Source organism: Clostridium lundense DSM 17049, assembly GCF_000619945.1.
Lineage (GTDB): Bacteria > Bacillota > Clostridia > Clostridiales > Clostridiaceae > Clostridium_AO > Clostridium_AO lundense.
The window spans coordinates 1-21970 of sequence record NZ_JHVC01000018.1; the positions used below are offsets into that span (position 1 = coordinate 1).

The 21970-nt window shown below is 29.7% G+C and carries 23 protein-coding genes and 1 other RNA gene; 21 read left to right on the plus strand and 3 right to left on the minus strand.

Annotation, left to right across the window (positions count from 1 at the left end; all coding sequences use genetic code 11):
• A partial coding sequence (locus T514_RS0117295) for a transposase (protein WP_027625906.1) occupies positions 1-243 on the minus strand: 243 nt, incomplete at its 3' end.
• Positions 244-341: 98 nt separating this feature from the next.
• Complete coding sequence (locus T514_RS0117300) at positions 342-827, minus strand: hypothetical protein (RefSeq protein ID WP_027625907.1); 486 nt, start codon at positions 825-827, stop codon at positions 342-344.
• A 342-nt stretch (positions 828-1169) separates the two neighbouring features.
• Here T514_RS0117300 and T514_RS0117305 point away from each other — a divergent pair, with 342 nt between their 5' ends.
• The 19 genes from T514_RS0117305 (at position 1170) to ssrS (ending at position 19394) form a co-directional block, all read left to right on the plus strand.
• Positions 1170-1787 (plus strand): hypothetical protein, encoded by a 618-nt coding sequence (locus T514_RS0117305; RefSeq protein WP_027625908.1) that lies wholly within the window; start codon positions 1170-1172, stop codon positions 1785-1787.
• A gap of 90 nt (positions 1788-1877) precedes the next feature.
• Positions 1878-2474, plus strand: coding sequence for a Holliday junction branch migration protein RuvA (gene ruvA / locus T514_RS0117310; RefSeq protein WP_027625909.1), 597 nt, complete (start codon positions 1878-1880; stop codon positions 2472-2474).
• A gap of 13 nt (positions 2475-2487) precedes the next feature.
• The gene (gene ruvB / locus T514_RS0117315) at positions 2488-3525 is read left to right on the plus strand and encodes a Holliday junction branch migration DNA helicase RuvB (RefSeq protein WP_027625910.1); all 1038 of its coding nucleotides are present in this window, start codon (positions 2488-2490) and stop codon (positions 3523-3525) included.
• A gap of 42 nt (positions 3526-3567) precedes the next feature.
• Entirely contained in the window at positions 3568-4593 is a 1026-nt protein-coding gene (queA, locus tag T514_RS0117320; protein ID WP_027625911.1) for a tRNA preQ1(34) S-adenosylmethionine ribosyltransferase-isomerase QueA, read from the plus strand.
• Between the two features lie 14 nt (positions 4594-4607).
• Positions 4608-5738: a tRNA guanosine(34) transglycosylase Tgt gene (gene tgt / locus T514_RS0117325; RefSeq protein WP_027625912.1), complete on the plus strand. Its 1131-nt coding sequence runs from the start codon at positions 4608-4610 to the stop codon at positions 5736-5738.
• A 113-nt stretch (positions 5739-5851) separates the two neighbouring features.
• A complete protein-coding gene (gene yajC, locus T514_RS27405) occupies positions 5852-6292 on the plus strand; it encodes a preprotein translocase subunit YajC (protein WP_084284697.1) in 441 nt (146 codons plus the stop codon).
• Positions 6293-6381: 89 nt separating this feature from the next.
• A complete protein-coding gene (locus tag T514_RS0117335; RefSeq protein WP_027625913.1) occupies positions 6382-6747 on the plus strand; it encodes a TIGR04086 family membrane protein in 366 nt (121 codons plus the stop codon).
• 72 nt (positions 6748-6819) lie between these two features.
• The gene (scfA, locus tag T514_RS24890; protein ID WP_034869559.1) at positions 6820-6957 is read left to right on the plus strand and encodes a six-cysteine ranthipeptide SCIFF; all 138 of its coding nucleotides are present in this window, start codon (positions 6820-6822) and stop codon (positions 6955-6957) included.
• 67 nt (positions 6958-7024) lie between these two features.
• Complete coding sequence (gene scfB, locus T514_RS0117345) at positions 7025-8389, plus strand: thioether cross-link-forming SCIFF peptide maturase (RefSeq protein WP_027625914.1); 1365 nt, start codon at positions 7025-7027, stop codon at positions 8387-8389.
• A gap of 156 nt (positions 8390-8545) precedes the next feature.
• Positions 8546-9811 (plus strand): protein translocase subunit SecD, encoded by a 1266-nt coding sequence (gene secD / locus T514_RS0117350; RefSeq protein WP_027625915.1) that lies wholly within the window; start codon positions 8546-8548, stop codon positions 9809-9811.
• A 1-nt stretch (position 9812) separates the two neighbouring features.
• Positions 9813-10697, plus strand: a complete 885-nt coding sequence (secF, locus tag T514_RS0117355) for a protein translocase subunit SecF (protein WP_027625916.1) — start codon at positions 9813-9815, stop codon at positions 10695-10697.
• 164 nt (positions 10698-10861) lie between these two features.
• Positions 10862-11734, plus strand: coding sequence for a DHH family phosphoesterase (locus T514_RS0117360; RefSeq protein WP_027625917.1), 873 nt, complete (start codon positions 10862-10864; stop codon positions 11732-11734).
• Between the two features lie 124 nt (positions 11735-11858).
• Positions 11859-12377, plus strand: coding sequence for an adenine phosphoribosyltransferase (locus T514_RS0117365; protein ID WP_027625918.1), 519 nt, complete (start codon positions 11859-11861; stop codon positions 12375-12377).
• 101 nt (positions 12378-12478) lie between these two features.
• Positions 12479-14656, plus strand: coding sequence for a RelA/SpoT family protein (locus T514_RS0117370; protein WP_027625919.1), 2178 nt, complete (start codon positions 12479-12481; stop codon positions 14654-14656).
• A gap of 75 nt (positions 14657-14731) precedes the next feature.
• A complete protein-coding gene (gene dtd, locus T514_RS0117375) occupies positions 14732-15181 on the plus strand; it encodes a D-aminoacyl-tRNA deacylase (protein WP_027625920.1) in 450 nt (149 codons plus the stop codon).
• A gap of 24 nt (positions 15182-15205) precedes the next feature.
• A complete protein-coding gene (locus tag T514_RS0117380; protein ID WP_027625921.1) occupies positions 15206-15817 on the plus strand; it encodes an MBL fold metallo-hydrolase in 612 nt (203 codons plus the stop codon).
• A gap of 29 nt (positions 15818-15846) precedes the next feature.
• On the plus strand, positions 15847-17268 hold the full coding sequence (locus tag T514_RS0117385; protein WP_027625922.1) for a coproporphyrinogen III oxidase: 1422 nt from the start codon (positions 15847-15849) through the stop codon (positions 17266-17268).
• A gap of 96 nt (positions 17269-17364) precedes the next feature.
• Positions 17365-19152, plus strand: coding sequence for an aspartate--tRNA ligase (aspS, locus tag T514_RS0117390; protein WP_027625923.1), 1788 nt, complete (start codon positions 17365-17367; stop codon positions 19150-19152).
• Between the two features lie 60 nt (positions 19153-19212).
• Positions 19213-19394: non-coding RNA, 6S RNA (gene ssrS, locus T514_RS26280), on the plus strand.
• 84 nt (positions 19395-19478) lie between these two features.
• Here the strand turns inward: ssrS and brnQ are convergent.
• Entirely contained in the window at positions 19479-20756 is a 1278-nt protein-coding gene (gene brnQ, locus T514_RS0117400) for a branched-chain amino acid transport system II carrier protein (protein WP_027625924.1), read from the minus strand.
• A gap of 127 nt (positions 20757-20883) precedes the next feature.
• On the opposite strand from brnQ, the gene T514_RS24895 reads away from it, so the two are divergent.
• Positions 20884-21429, plus strand: a complete 546-nt coding sequence (locus tag T514_RS24895; protein ID WP_051542120.1) for a M48 family metallopeptidase — start codon at positions 20884-20886, stop codon at positions 21427-21429.
• A gap of 124 nt (positions 21430-21553) precedes the next feature.
• A complete protein-coding gene (gene ndk, locus T514_RS0117410; RefSeq protein ID WP_027625925.1) occupies positions 21554-21964 on the plus strand; it encodes a nucleoside-diphosphate kinase in 411 nt (136 codons plus the stop codon).
• The last annotated feature ends 6 nt before the right edge of the window (positions 21965-21970 follow it).

Here is a 21970-nt window from a genome sequence, read left to right on the forward strand (position 1 = left end):
ATATTTACTACGAATAGTTTTTTGTTTCTTTCCATTGCGTGCATTTTCTACATCAGTACGCTCATATGGAGAATACCCTAAATGGTTATCCATCTCAGCTGCAAGCATGCTTTCAATAGTACCTCCAAGAAGGTCTTTTAATGCGTCTTGAATGTCCTCAGCAGATTGAATGTCATACTCCCTAATTAAATCAGCAATAATATTCTTTTTTCCCTCTGTTAATCTTTCTTTTCTTTTACCCATAACAAAACAGCCTCCTATGATATTTATATTTTATCATAGAAAGCTGCTATATTTTGTAATTTACAGACTTTTTTTCACAGGCTCGTTTTTTTATGTTACTAAAAACTTCTTTTACTGAATGTACCCCTATCTATATGTAATTCAGCTTGAATATCTGCGTTATCAAAACCAACTAGCTTTATACGATTATTTCCCTTTTTAATTGGTAATTTTATAGAAGTATTTTCTTTGTTTGAAGATTTTGCTGTATTCTCAATAAGAGTAATAACTTTATTATCTGGTGATATTAAAACAATTTTAGCTTTACCTTTTTTTACCAATAGCTTATAAGGTACTTCTAAATCCAAGTCTTTATCACTTTCATAATCCCATATAATTATGTGTCCAGTTAGCTTTAGTCTTCCTTTATACACATTTTTATCTACTGTTTCTTCACACCTATTTAGTGAAAAAGAATTATAGTCCTTAGCTATTTCACTGTTATTATTGTAAAGTATATTCATAGAAGTGTCAGCGCATCCTATTAATAGGGTGCCTATAATAATTGTCATAAAAAATAATAATAGTCTTTTTTTATAATGCATTTTTATTCCCCCTAATATAAAACTATATAGAATTACTTCTATATAATACAAAATGTTGGTGCTGGTTAGCTGTGAATTTGCACTAATAATGAAGTTTTATCTTATATTTTATAGAATGAAAAGTTAATGTAAATATTGAAAACTTTCATAAGTAAGTATATCATAATTAGTATTTTTATGTAAAATGGGTTAACGAATTACAATGAAGCGTATGTAGATTTAGACAAGTCAAATCTATGTATGCTTTTTTATCTTTAAGGAAATTATAAAATTTTAAATAGTTTTAAAAATTTCTGTATAAAAACTTCAATAAGCGACAATAATTAAGTTAGGAGGGATAGTATGGAATTAAAAAATAAAAAAAGAATATATATTGTTTTAGTTATTATGGTTTGTGCTATTATATTTAGCTTAAGTTATTATATAGCTATAGATAAAATAAAGAGCAACAATAAAGAAAATAGAGATGACAAAATACAAGTAAATAATGTAAATGATGAAATGGAAAAAATAGCTGTGCAGGGTAACGCAGACGAAAAAATATATCCTGAGACTTCTATTGTGTTTCAGATTAGATATAAAAAGAGTGGAGATAAAATTACAGAAAAAGCAGAAAAGGGCAAAAATATAAAGGAAAAAACAAGAAATACACTTGAGGAAAGATATAAAAAAGAAGATTATAAATTAGAAGAAGCATCGTCAGCAAAAATTGTATTAGTAAAAGAAGTAGACAAATATTCACCTAATAAATATGTTTTGGGTATAAAGGGAGATTACATAGCCATTTTCAGAACAGATAGTACAGGAGAAATGTATATTGAAGATGAGGCAAAGGATGTAACAACTAAAAAGATTGATAATCTGAAGGAACAAGATATAAATCTTTTAACTAATGGTAATAGATATTTTCAATGTAATACACGAGAGGAAGCTTTATCACGCCTTGAGGATTATGATTAATAATCCTTAAGGTTTTTTTTATTGAATAAAGTTTCTTATAATGGTAAAGTAATAGGTGATAATTTATTATAACAAGGGGCTGAAATTTATATGTATGAGTACATAAAAGGCGTCTTTAGAGGAATAAATAAAGACTATATAGTGGTAGAAAATAATGGTATAGGCTATAAAATATATACTTCTGGAAATACTTTAGCTAGTATGCCAAAGATAGATGAAGAAGTAAAACTATATTTACAGCAAATAGTTAGAGAAGATTTTATGGGGTTATATGGTTTTTATACTAAAGAAGAAAGAGATATGTTTAATCTTTTATTAACTATAAATGGAGTAGGTGCTAAAGCGTCTTTATCATTGCTTTCTATAAGTAGTATTTTAAATTTAAAGTATGCTATTCTTACTTCAGATGAAAAAACTTTAACCAGAGCTCCAGGTATAGGTAAAAAAACTGCTCAAAGGATTATACTGGAACTTGGGGACAAACTGAAAAAGGATGATTTATCAGGAGAAGTAAAAGCACAATTAGAAGAAAATAGTGAAATTATAGATAGATCTTCAGAAGCATTAGGTGCATTGATTTCTTTAGGTTACTCAGAGAAAGAAGCTAACAATGCATTAAAAGCAGTAGATAAAAATAGTTCACTAGAAGGAATAATAAAAGATTGTTTGAAATTTTTAATGAATTGAAAGGAGTAATATAATGGATGATAGATTTGTTACCCCTTCAAATATAGAAGAAGATAACGATATGGAATATAGCTTAAGACCACAAAGGCTTAAGGAATATATAGGACAAAAAAAGGTAAAAGAAAAGTTAGATATTTTTATAAAAGCTGCTAAAATGAGAGATGAAGCACTAGATCATGTTCTGCTTTATGGTCCTCCGGGTCTTGGAAAGACAACATTAGCTAATATAATTGCAAGAGAAATGGGTGGTAATTTAAAAATTACTTCAGGGCCTGCTATAGAAAGAGCAGGAGATTTAGCTGCAATTTTAACAAGTCTTAGTGATTATGATGTGCTATTTATAGATGAAATTCATAGATTAAATAGGACCGTAGAAGAAATACTTTATCCTGCTATGGAGGATTATGCTTTGGACATAGTAATAGGAAAGGGAGCTTCTGCAAAATCTATTAGATTAGATTTGCCCAAATTTACTCTTCTAGGAGCTACTACAAGGGTAGGATTGTTGACATCTCCATTAAGAGATAGATTTGGAGTGCTATGTCCTATGGAATTTTATGAAGAAGACGAATTAAAAGAAATAATTGTAAGATCTGCAGGAATATTAAACATAGATATAGAAGAAGAGGCAGCGTATGAATTAGCTATGAGGTCTAGGGGTACACCAAGAATAGCTAATAGAATCTTAAAAAGAGTTAGAGATTTTTCTCTTGTAAAAGGAAATGGAGTTATAGACTTAAAAACTGCTAAAGATGCCATGGAACTTTTAGAAATAGATAGAGAAGGGTTTGACAATATAGATAATAAGATTTTAACTGCAATTATAGATAATTTTGAAGGAGGGCCTGTAGGAATAGAAACCCTTTCTTATTTTATTGGTGAAGAATTAGACACGATTCAGGATGTATATGAACCATATCTCCTACAAAAAGGTTTTATAATAAGAACTCCAAGAGGAAGAATGGCTACAGATAAAGCATATGCACACTTTAAAAGAATTAAGAGAGATAGGCTCGATATAGAGCAGTGTTCAATGGAAATTGATAACTGATTAATTCAGTTATTTTTTTAATCATACAAAGGAGTTGGAACTATGCAAGCAAAAGATTTTGATTACTATTTACCAGAAGAATTAATAGCACAATGTCCATTAGAAAAAAGAGATGAAGCAAGACTTATGGTCTTAGATAGGGAAAGTGGTGAAATTAAACATAAAATATTTAAAGATATAATAGATTATTTAAATCCAGGGGATTGTCTTGTACTTAATGATACTAGAGTATTGCCAGCTAGATTAATAGGAGAAAAAGAAGATACTCATGGAAAAATTGAATTTTTGCTTTTAAAAAGAATAGATAAAGACACATGGGAAACGTTGGTTAAGCCAGGGAAAAGGGCTAAAATAGGAACTAAATTTTCCTTTGGAGAAGGAGAGTTAAAAGCAGAAGTAATAGATATTGGAGAAGAAGGAAGTAGAATAGTTAAGTTTGAGTATGAGGGCATTTTTGAAGAGGTTTTAGATAGACTAGGACAAATGCCACTTCCTCCATATATAAAGGAAAAACTAGAGGATAAGGAACAGTATCAAACTGTATATTCTAAAGAGCAAGGATCAGCAGCGGCACCTACAGCAGGACTTCATTTTACAGAAGAACTTTTACAAAGAATAAAAGATAAAGGAATAAATTTAGCCTTTTTAACATTACACGTAGGACTTGGAACTTTTAGACCAGTAAAAGTAGAAGAAATAGAAGAACACCATATGCATTCAGAGTATTATAGAATGACAAAAGAAACCGCAGAACTTATAAATAATACAAAGAAAGCAGGAAAAAGAGTTATAGCAGTAGGAACAACTTCATGTAGAACTCTTGAAACTATAGGTAATGAAGCTGGAGAAGTGAGGGAACAATCAGGATGGACAGATATATTTATTTATCCAGGATACAAATTTAGAATTGTAGATGCTTTAATTACTAATTTCCATCTTCCACAGTCAACTTTAGTTATGTTAGTAAGTGCATTAAGTGGAAGAGATAAAATAATAAATGCGTATAATATAGCGGTAAAAGATAAATATAGATTCTTCAGCTTTGGTGACGCTATGTTTATTAAGTAGAAAGGAGCGTACATATGTATAAACTAATTAAAAAATGTGGAAAGGTAAGAAGGGGAGAATTTACTACACCTCATGGAACAATACAAACCCCTGTATTTATGAATGTAGGAACTTTAGGAGCTATTAAAGGGGCTGTTTCTTCTATAGATCTAAAAGAAATAGGCTGCCAAGTAGAACTTTCAAATACATACCATCTTCATTTAAGACCTGGAGATAAGGTGATAAAACAAATGGGTGGTCTTCATAAATTTATGAATTGGGATAGACCTATTTTAACAGACTCAGGTGGATTTCAGGTATTTTCTCTTGCAGGTATAAGGAAAATAAAGGAAGAGGGAGTGTACTTTAATTCTCATATAGATGGAAGAAAAATATTTATGGGACCAGAGGAAAGTATGCAAATACAAAGCAATATAGCATCTACTATTGCGATGGCTTTTGATGAATGTATTCCTAATCCTTCTACTAGGGAGTATGTAGAAAACTCTGTAGCTAGAACTACAAGATGGCTTGAAAGATGTAAAATTGAAATGGATAGATTAAATTCTTTACCAGATACAATAAATAAAAAGCAGATGCTTTTTGGAATAAACCAAGGTGGGACCTATGATGATATAAGAATAGAACATGCTAAGACTATAGCTAAAATGGATTTAGATGGATATGCTATAGGAGGTCTTGCTGTAGGAGAAACTCATGAAGAAATGTATAGAATAATAGATGCAGTAGTTCCTCACCTACCAGAAGATAAGCCAATATATTTAATGGGAGTAGGACTTCCAAGTAATATATTAGAAGCTGTGGATAGAGGAGTAGACTTCTTTGATTGCGTTCTTCCAGCAAGAAATGGAAGACATGGTCATGTTTTCACTAAGGAAGGTAAGATTAATCTAATGAATGTTAAATTTGAGTTAGATGGAAGACCTATAGATGAAGGATGCCAATGTCCAGCATGTAAGCATTATTCTAGAGCATATATTAGACATTTATTTAAAGCAAAAGAAATGTTAGCTATGAGACTTTGTGTTTTACATAATTTGTATTTCTATAATAATCTTATGCAAGAAATTAGAGATGCTATAGATGGAGATTACTTCCCAGAATTTAAAGAAAGAAAGTTAAAGGAATGGGGAGGAAAAGCTTAATTTAGTGATATCTAAATTTTAAAGTTAATAAATTTTTTACATTAAGTTGGAAAATTTTACTTTACACTTTGATAAAGTGCTTATAAACTTATACTATGAGGGGAGGTGATTGTATGACAATATTTGGAGAAACTTTAACTATAGCTGCAGCTAATCCACAAGGTGGGGCTTTAAGTTTATTTTTACCTTTTGTTTTAATGTTATTATTCTTCTATATAATTGTATATATACCAGAGAATAAAAGAAAGAAAAAATATAAGGGTATGTTAGAGTCTCTAAAAGTAAATGACGAGATTATAACAAAGGGCGGAATACTTGGAAAGGTTATAAATATACATGATACATTTATAATTTTAGAAACAGGACCAAGTAGAGCAAGGATAAAGTTAGATAAAAATGGAGTTCTTTCTATTCTAAATCCTTCAACTGTAGAGGAGAATGAGGAAAAGAAAGAAACCAAAAAAGAAAATAAGCATAAAGAAGAAGCAGAAGTAAAAGAAGAAGTTGGAGAAAACAATGAAAAAAATGGCGGAGTAGAATTTAAAGAAAATTAAATACTTGAAGTTAATTTATAAATTTTTTTCTTCAATCATAAAACACCTCTTTTTTACATAAATAGTAATATATAGGAGGTGTTTTATATATGGAAAAAACCAATTTTTTACCTATAGGATACGGTGTGCTAAGAAGTACCATTATAACGGTAATATTTATGATTGTATATGCAATTATAATGAGCTTTGTAGACATCGGAGAAAAAACTAATGCTATATTTTATTTAGCTACTACAGTATTAAGTATAATGTATGGAAGTATATATGCAGTACGTAAAATTAATAAAAATGGATGGCTTACAGGATTAATCGTTGCTATGATGTATATGCTAATAATCTATGTAGTATCATTAATAGCAGGGAATTCCCCTGATTTGCAATACAGGGGAATAGTAAGGGTTTTATTAGCATTAGCAGTAGGAGCATTATCTGGAATGCTAGGTATAAATATTTAATATTTACTTTATTTTATTATTGTTTTGTGTTATAATCAAACCGAAATAGCCTAGAGGAATGGAGGAGTTTAAATGAAACATATAAAAACTATTAACAAATCAAATATAAAAGACAGCTTAAAGAAACCAGGCTGTAAGGAATGTGCAAACTCATGCCAGTCAGCATGTAAAACTTCTTGTACAGTTGCAAATTTAGCTTGCGAAAATTAGTATAAAAAGCAGTAACTTTAAGTTACTGCTTTAAATTTAGTTGTAAATTAGTTGGGAGGAAAAGAAAGTGGCGGATATTCATAAGTTTATCCAAGATGGAGATTACTACATTATAGATGTAAATTCAGGAGCAGTACATATAGTAGATAAATTAGTATATAGTATAGTTGAAGAAAATGGATTAAAGGATATAAAAGAAGTTATTAAAGAATTCCATAACAAGTATGAGGAAAAGGATATAGTTGAAGCTTATGAAGAATTAAAAGAGCTTATAGAAGAAGGAGTACTATATTCAAAGGATTTATATGAAGATATAGGATTAAAAGCAGGACAAGGTGCTTCCTTTATTAAAGCTCTATGCCTAAATATAGCCCATGATTGTAATCTTCGTTGTAAATATTGTTTTGCAGATGAAGGTGAATATAAAGGTAAAAGAGAAATTATGTCTGCACAAGTTGGAAAGAAGGCTATTGATTTTGTAATAAAGGCTTCCGGTCCAAGAAAGCATATAGAAGTGGATCTTTTCGGAGGAGAGCCTTTAATGGCTTTTGATACAGTAAAAGAAATAGTTGAATATGCAAAAGAGCAAGAAAAAGTACATAATAAAACTATTAGATTTACTATGACAACAAATGCCACTTTACTAAATGATGAAATAATGGATTATTTAGATAAAAACATGGGAAATATAGTATTAAGCATAGATGGAAGAAAAAAGGTTAATGATGACGTTAGAATAAGAGTTGATGGTAGCGGATCCTATGACGCTATATTACCAAAAATAAAAGAAATGGTTAGTATTAGGGATAAAGATAAGCAATACTATGCTAGAGGAACCTTTACAAGAAACAATTTAGATTTCTTTGAAGATGTTATGCATTTAGCAAATGAAGGCTTTGATGAAATATCAATTGAACCAGTAGTATTACCAGATGAACATCCATTATCTTTAAGAGAAGAAGATTTACCAAAAATATTTCAACAATATGATAAGCTTTATAAAGAAATGGTGAAACGACATGAAGAAGGAAATGAATTTAAGTTCTATCATTTTAATATAGATCTTCAAGGAGGACCTTGTGTTTATAAGAGAATATCTGGTTGTGGAGCTGGACATGAATATGTAGCAATAACTCCATCAGGAGATATATATCCTTGTCATCAATTTGTAGGAAATGAAGACTTCAAAATGGGTAATGTATTTGAGGACGGCTTAAAAGAAGAAATTCAAAAAGACTTTAAAGAAGCAAATATTTATTTTAAACCAACATGTAAAGAATGTTGGGCTAGATTCTATTGCAGCGGAGGATGTCAGGCTAACAATTATAATTTTAATAAGGATATGCATGTGCCTTATAAATTAGGTTGTGAAATGCAGAAAAAGAGAATAGAATGTGCCATAGCTTTAAAGTCAAAATTTATGTCGGAATAAATTAACAATATACATATAAGTATGTATGTTACTTACTTATATTGACTATTTTTTACAAAAGTTATATAATCGTTGTATGTTGTTAAAATTCCTTAGAACTTATTCTAAGGAATGTACGCATTTAGAATTTAGAACTACAAAAGAAGGGGGATAAAGATGAGAAAAAAGAATACTGGCAAAAGTACAGTGTTATTTATATTATCAGTGTTAGTTATAGGGTTTTTAGCTTATGCTGGTACTTATGGAATAAATAATGTATTTGGCACAGGATATAAAGTTAAATCATTTAGCGAGACAATAAAGAAAGGACTTGACCTTCAAGGAGGTGTATCTCTAGTTGAAGAGATACAAGCGGATAAAGTAGATGCAGCTACTGTAGAAAGAACTATAGAGTTATTATCTAGTAGAGTTAATAAGTTAGGTGTTAGTGAAACGGTAGTACAAAGAGAAGGTCAAAAAAGAATTAGACTTGAAATACCAGGTGTATATAATGCCAAAGAGGTTATAGATACTGTGGGAAAGACTGGAGAACTTAAGTTTGTTGGACCAGATCAAAAGGTAATTCTTACAGGAAAAGATGTAAAAAATGCTGTAGCACAAATAAATCCTGAAAACAATCAACCTATAATAAGTTTTGAACTTAATGATGAAGGAACAAAGAAATTTGCTGAAGCTACTAAGAAGTTTATTGGTCAGACTATAGCAATATATATGGATGAAAAAGTATTAACTAGCCCTACAGTAAACAGTGTTATTCCAAATGGTAAAGGTATGATAGAAGGAAGCAAGACATTAGAAGAAGCAAAAAGACAGGCTGGTATCATAAAGTCAGGAGCACTTCCTGTAGTTGTAAAGCCTGTTGAAGTAAAAACCGTAGGAGCTACTTTAGGAGCTAATGCTCTACCTCTTAGTGTAAAGGCAGGAGTGGTAGGAGTAGGTTTAGTATTTCTATTTATGTTACTTTATTATAGAGTACCTGGGCTTATTGCAGATATTGCACTAGTACTTTATATAGTAATGGTATTGTTAACATTTGTTTCTATGAAGGCTACATTGACGTTATCAGGAATAGCTGGTTTCTTGCTTACAATAGGTATGGCAGTTGATGCTAATGTACTTATATTTGAAAGAACAAGAGAGGAATTAAGAGCTGGCAAATCTGTTAGATCTGCGGTAGATGCAGGCTTCCATAGAGCATTATCTTCAATCCTTGATTCCAATATAACCACTATTATTGCAGCTTTAGTATTATATAATTTAGGAACAGGACCAGTTAAAGGTTTTGCCCTCACTTTAATGGTAGGTATAGTATTAAGTATGTTTACAGCAATATTTGTTACAAGATTTTTATTAAACTTAGCCGTAGACATGGGGATGTTAAATAGTTTAGCAGCCTTTGGTGTTAAGAGGAGGGTAGAATAATATGAAGACATTAAAGATTATAGAAAAAACAAAACTATGGTTCTCTATTTCTCTTATTATAATACTTGTAGGATTCTTTTGTATGTTTAAAAATGGATTAAATTATGGCATTGATTTTAAAGGTGGTACCTTAGTTCAGATAAATATGAAAAAAGATTTTAATAAGCAGGATGTAGAAGCAATAATTAATAAATACACTAAAGATTATACTACTAATACTGCAACCAATACTGCCAATGAAGTACAATTAGAGATAAGAAGTAATTCATTAACTGATGAACAAGTAGAATCTATGTCTAAAGAAATGAAAAATAAGTATAAATTACAAGATAAAGATTTTTCTCAACAGAGAATTGGACCATCTGTAGGAAAAGAATTAAGACAAAAGGCAATTTTAGCATTAGTTATTGCTAACCTTGCTATGCTTATATATGTTGGTTTTAGATTTGAATTTAAGTTTGCATTAGCTGCTATATTAGGTTTAGTACATGATATTATAATAACTGTATCAGTTTATGCTATACTTCAAATTCCTGTAAATTCAAGTTTTATAGCTGCTATACTTACTATAGTTGGTTATTCTATAAATGATACTATAGTTGTTTTCGATAGAATAAGAGAAAATTCTAAGAAAATGAGAAAAGCTAATGATGTAGAATTAGCAAATATAAGTATAACTGAGACTATGACTAGATCTATAAATACAGTACTTACAACTTTATTTACTATTGTATCTGTATATGTATTTGTTCCATCTGTAAGAGACTTTGCTACTCCATTAATAGTTGGAATTGTATCTGGAGCATATTCTTCAATATTTATTTCAAGTCCACTATGGGTTATGCTTAAAAATAAGAGTGCAAAACAGGTTTTAACCACAAAATAAAAAATAAGTATAGTTTTACGTAAAATTGTAGATATTTATAAAAAACCAGAGCATATAGGTGCTTTGGTTTTTTAATTTATTAAAAAAATATTTAAAGTATTTGTCAAAATTCGCATTTTACATTATAATATATATGCTTTTTTATTTTTTTGGAGGATTAAGTTATGGAAGAAAAAGGTAGAACTGTGCAATTGTCAAAGCTGTCTACTTATCATAATCCTTTTCTGCTTTATGGAATGGATTGTGGATTAAAAAGAATAGTTAAGGCTGTAAATGAAAGAGAAAAAATAATTATATATGGCTGCTATGATTTAGATGGAATAACGGCAGTTTCTCTGCTTTTTTTGGTGTTAAAGTATTTAAATGCGGATGTAGAATACTTTGTATCTGATGGAGATAATGGCAAGTTTAATATAAATGCAGATATTATAAGAAATCATGTGAAATTTCTTGGAACAGATTTAATGATAACTGTTGGCTGTGGCATGAATTCTTATGAGCAGGTGGAACTGTGTAAGCAATTAGGTATAGATGTAATTATTACTGATTATCATACCTTTAATGGTATAATACCTAAGACTGTAGTTATTAACCCCAATCAAAGTGGATGTACATACCCTTTTAAGGAACTATCTAGTGTAGGAGTAGCCTACAAGCTTGTTCAAGCTATATCTTCTTATTATCAAATGAAATGTATAAGTAAGTATTTAGATTTAGTTATGTTAGGTACTATTTCTAATCATTTACCTTATATAGGTGAAAATAAGCTTATGATAGATGAGGGGATATATCATATGAATTACACTAATAATTATGGTTTAAAAGCTTTGAATAAGGTCAATAATATTAAATATATAAATTTGGAAAATGCTAATAAACTAGTTAGTAGTATTATGCCTTGTTGGAATAGTTCAAGGGGATTGGATAATGCAAGAATAACTGTGGAACTTTTTACTACTGCTAATAGTGATAGAGCAGAGCAAATTGCTAAGTATCTCAAAAACGAAATTAAAATAACTGGAATCCATAGAAAATAAATAAATATAATGTATAATATATTATGTAATTATGTTAAATATATTATTGTTTTTAATATATAGTGATATGGTGGTTAAAAACAGTAAAATAAATATATTTTTAAAGTTTTAGGGGGAACTAATAATGAATTTAAAGGAAAAAATAAGGATAGTAGAAGGATTTCCAAAGGAAGGTATAAGCTTTAAAGATGTAACCACTTTGCTAAATGATAAGGAAGCATTTAAGTTTACAATAGATAAAATAGTAGAACATCTTAAGGATAAAAATGTGGATATAATTGTTGGGCCAGAAGCAAGAGGATTTTTATTTGGTACACCTGTAGCCTATGCGTTAGGGGCGTCATTTGTACCAGTTAGAAAAAAAGGAAAATTACCTTCTGAAACTATTGGTGTAAGTTACGATTTAGAATATGGGTCTGATATATTAGAAATTCATAAAGATGCCATTAAACCAGGTCAAAGAGTTGCAATTGTCGATGATTTACTTGCTACTGGGGGTACTATACAATCTGTTGCAAAATTAGTTGAAAATGTGGGCGGAGAAGTTGTATCTATGGATTTTGTAATAGAATTAACAGATTTAAAAGGCAGAGCAAAGTTAGAAAAATATGATTTGCTATCCCTTGTACAATATGATATATAGTTAAAATATAAATTGCAAGTTTCTACAAAATATTATATAATGTTAGTAAAAAAATAATGGCTGGTTTAATTAACCAGCCATTGATTTTAGGAGAGTAAAGTATGCTTGAAAAGTTAATGGATAAAATTGATAAAAATTGCATTAATGTTGATAAAGAACTAGTAAAAAAAGCATATAATATTGCCTTTCAGGCACATAATGATCAAAAAAGGGAATCAGGAGAACCCTATATTATACATCCTGTTGAAGTGGCTTGTATTTTAGCAGAAATGGGTATGGATACAAGTACTATAGTAGCAGGTTTGTTGCATGATGTAGTAGAGGATACTCAATATAGTCGTGAAGATATAGAAAAGGAATTTAGTAGCGAAGTTGCAGATTTAGTTGAAGGGGTAACTAAGCTTGGAAAAATTCAATATAAGACTAAAGAAGAACAACAGGCGGATAATGTAAGAAAAATGCTACTTGCTATGGCTAAGGATGTAAGGGTTATACTTATAAAACTTGCAGATAGATTACATAATATGAGAACGTTAAAATATATGCCTGTAGAAAAGCAAAAAGAAAAGGCCAAAGAAACTTTTGATATATATGCTCCTTTAGCACATAGATTAGGTATTTCAAAAATAAAATGGGAATTAGAGGATTTGGCTTTTAGATATATAAATCAAAATGAGTACTATGATTTAGTAAAGATGATTGCAGAAAAAAGAGCTGAAAGAGAAGACTACATAAAAATGATAGTAAATCAGCTAAAGGATAATCTTGAAAAATCCGGTATAAAATCTGATATTGAAGGCAGACCAAAGCATTTTTATAGTATATACAGAAAAATGGTGAATAAGAATAAAACTTTAGAGCAGATATTTGATTTAACTGCGGTAAGAATACTTGTAGATACTGTAAAGGATTGTTATGCTGCACTAGGTATAGTTCATACTATGTATAAACCTATTCCAGGAAGATTTAAGGATTATATTGCTATGCCTAAGCCAAATATGTATCAGTCATTACATTCAACGGTAATAGGGCCTCAAGGGAAGCCTTTTGAAATACAAATAAGAACCTTTGAAATGCATAAAACAGCTGAGTACGGTATTGCAGCTCACTGGAAATATAAAGAAGGTAAAACTGACGAAAACAACATAGATTTAAAAATGACTTGGCTAAGAGAAATTCTAGAATGGCAAAGAGAAACTTCTGACGCAACAGAATTTATGGAAGGTTTTAAAATAGATTTGTTTTCTGATGAAGTTTTTGTATTTACTCCAAAAGGTGTAGTTATTAATTTGCCTAGCGATGCAACTCCAATAGATTTTGCTTATAAAATACATACAGATATAGGAAATAAGTGTATTGGTGCTAAGGTAAACAATAAAATGGTACCTTTAGATTATCATTTAAAAACTGGTGAAATTGTAGAAATAATAACTTCACCTACTGCTAAAGGTCCAAATATTGATTGGCTTAATGTAGTAAAGAGTAACCAGGCTAAAAGTAAAATTAAATCCTGGTTTAAAAAAGCTAAGAGAGAAGAAAATACTAGTAAAGGTAAGGAGCTTTTAGAAAAAGAAGCTAAAAAGCAAGGATATAATTTTGGTGAGATTGCTAAAGGTGAAATACTTATTTGTGTATTAAAAAAGTATAATTTTAATTCTGTAGAAGACCTGTATGCTTCAGTAGGTATTGGGGACTTAATGTCCTCTAATATTGTTACTAAAATAAGAGAACAATACGAGAAGGGAAACAAGGCACCACTATCTACTCAGGATATAATAAATAATATAAATAATAAAAATAGTAAACAAAATGAAAAAAAGAAGAGCAAAGGTCCTGGAGTTATAGTTAAGGGACTGAGTAATGTTTTAGTTAGATTTTCTAAGTGCTGTAATCCTGTTCCAGGCGATGAGATAATAGGATATATTACTAAAGGAAGAGGAGTATCTATTCATAGAAAGGATTGTAAGAATGTAGCTTTACTTATGGAAGATACAGAAAATAAAATAGTTGAAGTAAGTTGGGGAACAGTAAGTACAGGGGCGTATATTACGGAAATACAAGTGAAGTCAGAAGATAGAGATGGGTTACTTGCTGAAATTATGGATATTATTACTCAGACAAAAACTAATTTATATTCTATAAATGCAAAGAATATGCAAGGAAAAGGCGCTATAATAAATATAAAAGTAAGAATCCCCAATATAGAACATCTTAAAGATTTAATGAAAAAAATAAGAAAATTAAATGGGGTTAATGAGGTATATAGAGCCAAAAATTAGTTTAAGTCAATAATCGTTAGTGGATTTTCAAAAAGTTAATGAACTATATAGAACTAGAAATTAGGGGGAATTGAATTGAGAGCAGTAGTACAAAGGGTTAAATCATCTAAAGTACAAGTAGACGGAAAAGTAATAGGTAGCATAGAAGCAGGATTAAATGTACTTTTAGGTATATGTAAAGATGATACAAAGGATGACATAGCTTATTTAAAGGATAAGATTATAAATTTAAGAATTTTTGAAGATGAAGATGGAAAAATGAATAAATCTCTTTTAGATGTAAAGGGAGAATTATTAGTGGTTTCCCAATTCACATTATATGGTGATGTAAGAAAGGGAAAGAGACCTAGTTTCATAGAAGCATTAGGTGGGGATGAGGCTAATGTGTTATATGAGGAATTTGTAAAGCAGTGTAAAGATATATTAGGTAATGTAGAAACAGGCGAATTTGGGGCGGATATGGAAGTAACTATAATAAATGATGGACCTGTTACTATATTATTAGATAGTAAGAAAACTTTTTAAAAATTAATGGGAGTGGATTATTAAATGAATATTCAAAGAATTCCTGTAGGGGTATATGCAGCTAATTGCTATATAGTTATAGATGAGGAGACCAAAGATGCAATAGTGGTAGACCCAGGTTCTGAATATGCTGTTATAAAAGATGAAATTAAAAAATTAGGAGCCAATATAAAATATATATTTGTTACTCATGGCCATATTGATCATACTGGAGCAGTAGCTGAACTTAGAGAATTTTTAAATGTACCAGTATGTTTAAATGAAAAAGATGAAAAGTTAATTATGAATGGTGGATATATGTTTGGAACTCCTGAAAACTGTGGTAAGGCAGATATTCAGATAGAAGAAGGAGATATGTTTACTATTGGAAATATGAAATTAAAATGTATAGAGACTCCTGGACACACTTTAGGAGGTATGTGCTTTATTATAGATAATGTAGTGTTTACTGGAGATACATTATTTTCAGGTTCTATAGGAAGAACTGACTTTGAAGGAGGAAGTTTTGAATCTATAATAGATAGCATAAAAAGAAAATTACTAGTTTTACCACAAGATACCATAGTTCTTCCGGGACATGGAGATCATACTACTATAAAGAATGAAAAAGTATATAATCCTTTTCTTTCATTCTAAAAGAAAAGAACTAAAATAAGGGAGATAAAATGATAATAAATATAGATTTAAGTAACTTAAAATATAGATATGATGTATATCAAATGTTTAATCTTTTTTATCCCTTTAATGAGTTAGTATTTCAAAAGGATAATTGGAATTATAAAGTAGAAGTAAAAGATGATAAGTTTATTATAAGAGATAAAGAGGAGAGTAAAGAGTTTTTTATTGAAGAGGCTAGTAAAATAAAGGAAGAATTAAAAAAAGCTGTTTATATATTTTTAAGAGATAAAACAGGTAAAAATTTTCCCTGGGGGACATTAGTAGGTATAAGACCAAGTAAAATAGCTCTTTCTTTATTAAATGAAGGTAAAAGCGAAGATGAAATAGTGGATTATTTTTATAATCACCATTTAACTAATGAGGAAAAAGCAAGGCTTTGTATAAGAGTTGGGAAAATAGAAAAAAGAATGGTGAATAAAGAGCAAAATACAATTAGTTTATATATAGGAATGCCATTTTGTCCTACTAGATGTTTGTATTGCTCTTTTGCATCTAATCCTATTGCATCCTGTAAAAAAATAGTAGAACCTTATATTCATTCTTTAACACATGAGATAGAGAAAATAAGTAAGTTTATAAGGGAAAAGGATTTAAATGTGGAAACCATCTATTTTGGAGGTGGTACCCCTACTGCAGTGAATGATGAACAATTTGAATATATTATGAAAAATATATATAATAAATTTATATGTGGAAATAATATAAAAGAGTTTACTGTAGAATGTGGAAGACCAGACAGTTTAACCCAAAATAAATTTACTACTATGAAAAAATATAGGGTAGATAGAATCAGCATAAATCCCCAAACTATGAATGAAGATACTTTAAAATTAATAGGAAGAAATCATACTGTTTCTGATGTAATAGAGAAGTTTAAAATGGCAAGAGAATTAGGCTTTAATAATATAAATATGGATATAATAGTGGGGTTACCTAAGGAAAGATTAACTCAGATAAAAAACACATGTAAAGAAATATTAAGTTTAAAGCCAGATAGTTTAACAGTACATGGTTTATCTGTAAAAAGAGGATCAAAACTTCATGAAAACATGAAAGAACATTTGCAAAACATAGATCAAAATGAATTAAATCTTATGTATAAAGAAACTTCAAAGTTAGCAGAGGATCTAGGGATGACCCCTTATTATATGTATAGACAAAAGAACATGATAGGTAATATGGAGAATGTAGGGTATTCATTACCGAAAATGGAATGCATATATAATATACAGATGATAGAGGAAAGGCAAACTATTATTGCTATGGGTGCTGATTCTGTAACTAAAGTTGTATTTTTAGATGAGAATAGACTTGAAAGAGTTCCAAATGTAAAGGATGTAATAGAATACAATAAGAGAGCAGATGAAATGGTTGAAAGAAAAACTATAGAGTTAAATAAGCTCTATTAATTAATAGAAAGTTAGAGCGACTTAAGGGTTGCTGTTAATATAAAAATTAAATAATTATCAACTTATATATACAGGTTGATAAAAGGAGGAAAAGAAATGGGAGAAGCATTAAAGGGATTAAAAAGAACCATAATGTGTGGCGAACTTAGAGAATCCCATATAGACAGCACATTCACTGTAATGGGCTGGGTTCAAAGAAAGAGAAACCTAGGAGGACTTATTTTTATAGATTTAAGAGATAGAACAGGAATCCTTCAGGTAGTATTTGGTGAAGCAATAAATAAAGAAGCTTTTGAAAAAGCTGATACTGCTAAATCAGAGTATTGTATAGCAGTTACAGGAAAGATAGTAAAAAGAGAATCACCAAATGATAGCCTACCAACAGGAATGGTTGAATTAAAAGGTGAAAGTATTAAAATATTATCTGAATCTGAAACGCCACCTATATATATAAAAGAAGATTTAGATGCTTCAGAGAATATAAGATTGAAATATAGATATTTGGATTTAAGAAGACCCGATATGCAAAAAATATATATGATTAGACATAAGGCTGCTAAAGCTGTAAGAGACTTTATGGATTCACAGGGATTCTTAGAAGTTGAAACTCCAATACTTACTAAGAGTACTCCAGAAGGAGCAAGAGACTATCTTGTACCAAGTAGAAATTACCCTGGAATGTTTTATGCATTACCACAATCTCCACAATTATTTAAGCAGTTACTTATGGTGTCAGGTTTCGATAAGTATTTCCAGATAGCTAAGTGTTTCAGAGATGAAGATTTAAGAGCAAATAGACAACCTGAATTTACTCAGATAGATTTAGAAATGTCTTTTGTTGAAGCTGAGGATGTAATGAGCTTAAATGAAAAATTAGTTCAATATATATTTAAAACTATATTAGACGTAGATGTTAAGCTTCCTATGGAAAGAATGCCTTACAGAATAGCTATGGAAAAGTACGGTAGTGATAAACCAGATTTAAGATTTGGAATGGAAATAGAAAACATTAGTGAAGTAGTAGCAAATTCTGAATTTAAGGTATTTAGAGATGCATTAGATAATGGTGGTTCTGTACGTGCTATAAAGGCTGAAAATTGTGCAGACATGGGAAGAAAACAGATAGATAAATTAACTGACTTTGTAAAGACTTTCAAAGCTAAGGGATTAGCATGGATAGCTTACAAAGAAGGAGAAATAAAATCACCAATAGCAAAATTCTTATCAGAAGATGAAATGAAAGCTATACTAGACAAAATGAATGCTAAGGTAGGAGATTTAATCCTTATAGTTTCAGATGCTAAGGATAAAGTTGTATTCCAAAGTCTTGGCCAGTTAAGATTACACTTAGCTAAAGAATTAGAATTATTAAAAGATAATAAAGAGTTTAGATTTGTATGGGTTACTGAGTTCCCATTACTTTCATACAATGATGAAGAAAATAGATGGGAAGCAGAACATCATCCATTTACAATGCCTATGGATGAAGATCTTCAATATCTAGATTCAGATCCAGGAAGAGTAAGAGCTAAAGCTTATGATATGGTACTAAATGGAGAAGAGTTAGGTGGAGGAAGTATAAGAATACATGTATCTAGTATTCAGGAAAAGATGTTTGAAGTATTAGGATTTACTAAGGAAAAAGCTTGGGAAAGATTTGGATTCTTGCTTGAAGCATTCAAATATGGTCCACCACCACATGGAGGATTAGCATTTGGATTTGACAGAATGATAATGTTCTTAGCAGGAACAGAAAATATTAAAGATGTTGTTGCTTTTCCTAAAAATCAAAATGCATTTTGCCCAATGACAGAAGCTCCTAATATAGTAGATGAAGTTCAATTAAATGAACTAGGAATATGTACAAAAAATTCAGAAAAATAATCAAATTATATATGCTAAATGATTTAAATTGTAGTATAATATAATTGAAATAAAGAAGTATAATTCCTGCTGTGTGCGGAAATAGGTTTATGTTGAGCCAACATATTGATGAAGGGGAATCGGACTCTTTTTGTGGATTTGATGCTTAAGTTTTACTTAGGAACAGGGAAGCAAGAAGGAGATGCCCACCTGCTAGGTGCAGGTTCAAAAATAACCTATTTAAGCGACATGGTGGGAATTATGTTTATTTAGGAATTATTGTTACACGTATGGGGTCTTTAATTTCTATGAAAAAAAGCTAATGCATGAGAGCATTAGCTTTTAGTTTAAGCTTTTTTTGTTTTTACATATAAATAAGATATAATAAATGCTATTATACTAGGTGCAACCCACACAAAGCCTATCTTAGATAAAGGTATTAAGGCGATAAAGTCTTCTATAAACTTTATATGAATACCCAAAGGTGATATATTATCAAGAATGCTTATAACTAATGTAGTGTATACAGTGGAGGCTACAATCTTATGATTATCTATACCAAATAAAGTTAATATAACAAGTACCATAACTATAGGATATAATATTTTTAGTATAGGAACAGATAAAACTACAATTTTATCAACACCCATAGTAGCAGTTAAAATGCTCCATATGGAGATTATTATAGAGTTAGCTGTATAGGATAGTTTACCATTAGAAAGTTCCTCAAAATATTTAGCTGCTGAAGAAGTAAGACCAATAGATGTTGTGAGACAAGCTAGTGCTACAGCTAATCCAAGAACAATATTGCCAGAGAATCCTAATACTCTGGTTACTATTTCAGTAACTAATGCAGTTTTAGATATGTCGCCAGGTAATATAGAGGAAGTTTGGCTACCTAGATACATTAAACCTCCATATATAAATCCAAGGCCTACTACTGCAACTATACCAGCTATTGAAGTCATCTTTATAATATCTGATGTTTTAGTATAGCCTTTATCTTTTACAGAAGATAAAACGATAGATGCAAATATAACAGAAGCTGTAGCATCCATAGTTTGATATCCTTCAATTAATGAATTAGAAAACACATTTTGAAAATTAGTATTTACAATTGCGCCTATAGGACTAATAATTCCTTTAATTATTATAGTTAATAATAGTAATAAAAGTATAGGGGTTAAAATTTTTCCTATATTATCCACTATTGATGATGGCTTAAGAACAAAAGCTAAGTTAATAATAAAATATATTATTATACATGGTACAATCCCTACGTTTGGAAATAGTGGGCTGATACTAAGTTCATAGGTAGTAGCAGCAGTTCTTGGTATAGCTAGTAATGGTCCTATAGCAAGTATAATACCAGTAGTAGCTATAAGAGAAAATATTTTTCCAACTCTAAGTGACATTTCTTTAAATGTACCATTTATTTTTGCACAAGCAAGAATGCCTAGTAAAGGAAGACCTACTCCAGTTATTATAAAACCAATTATGGATATGACAAATTTTGATCCAACAGCTTTTCCTAAATATGGCGGAAATATCAAATTACCTGAACCAAAAAACATAGCAAAAAGTGCTAATCCGATTATAAATGCGTCTCTATTAGATTTTTTCATAAATATCTCCTTTCCGCTTATTTTAATAAAGTTAATAATTATTATATCATATAAAGTAGATATATGTTATTTTTAGTATTATATAAAAATTAAAAAATATGCTGCAAAAAGAAAAGGAGGTGCAAATATGAATTTATTAATGGAAAAAGTAAATTGTATGCAATATGAAAATAAAGGTAAAAGTACGCTTTTGTTTTTAGGTAAAGAATATGAAGTAAAGAAAATTAAATATAAAGATAGCAAAATAAAAATATTTATCAGGGGAAAAAATATAGAAATGTATATACCGGAACAAATGAATGAAATTTATTATAAAAATGAAATAAGTAAAGCTTTAAATCAGTGGTATAGATATATATGCAGGGAAATAATAAATGAAAAGCTTCAATATTACTCTCATAAAATAAAAGTTAAATATAATAATTTTAGAATTAAGGATCAAAAAACTAGATGGGGAAGTTGTTCAAGTAAAAATAATTTAAATTTTAACTGGAGAATTGTGCTAGCGCCAGAATGGGTAATGGAGTATGTAATAATACATGAGTTATGTCATTTAGTTCATATGAATCATTCTAGTAAATTTTGGGGAGAAGTTTATAAATATATGCCCAATTATAATGATGCTATTCTATGGCTAAGGAATAATGGACATAAATTATTTTGTAATGTTTAATGTATATAAATCATAAAATTAGATAATAATAAAATATTTTTTAGAAAATATTTATTAAAAAGTAAATATAAGGTATAATTATGGTAATGATTAAATTTTAGAAGAATGTGAGGGGATGACTTATATGGAAAGAACTCTTGTGCTTATAAAACCTGATGGGGTTAAGCGACAATTAATAGGGGAAATAATAAGTTTTTACGAAAGAAAAAATTTGAAAATTTCTTATCTTAAAATGATTAAAGCAGATAGAGAAGTTGCTGAAAATCATTATATAGAACATGCAGGAAGAGACTATTTTGATAAATTAATAGAATATATAACTGAAGATAAAATAGTTGCTATGATAATAGAAGGAGAAAATGCAGTAAAAATAGTTAGAAAGATAAATGGAGTAACAGACCCTCTAGAAGCAGATATGGGAAGTATACGTGGAAAGTATGGATTGAGTAAACAAAGAAATTTAGTTCATGCATCTGATAGTATTGAAAGTGCAGAAAGAGAAATTAGTATATGGTTTTCTGAATTAAAGCTTTAAAAATTT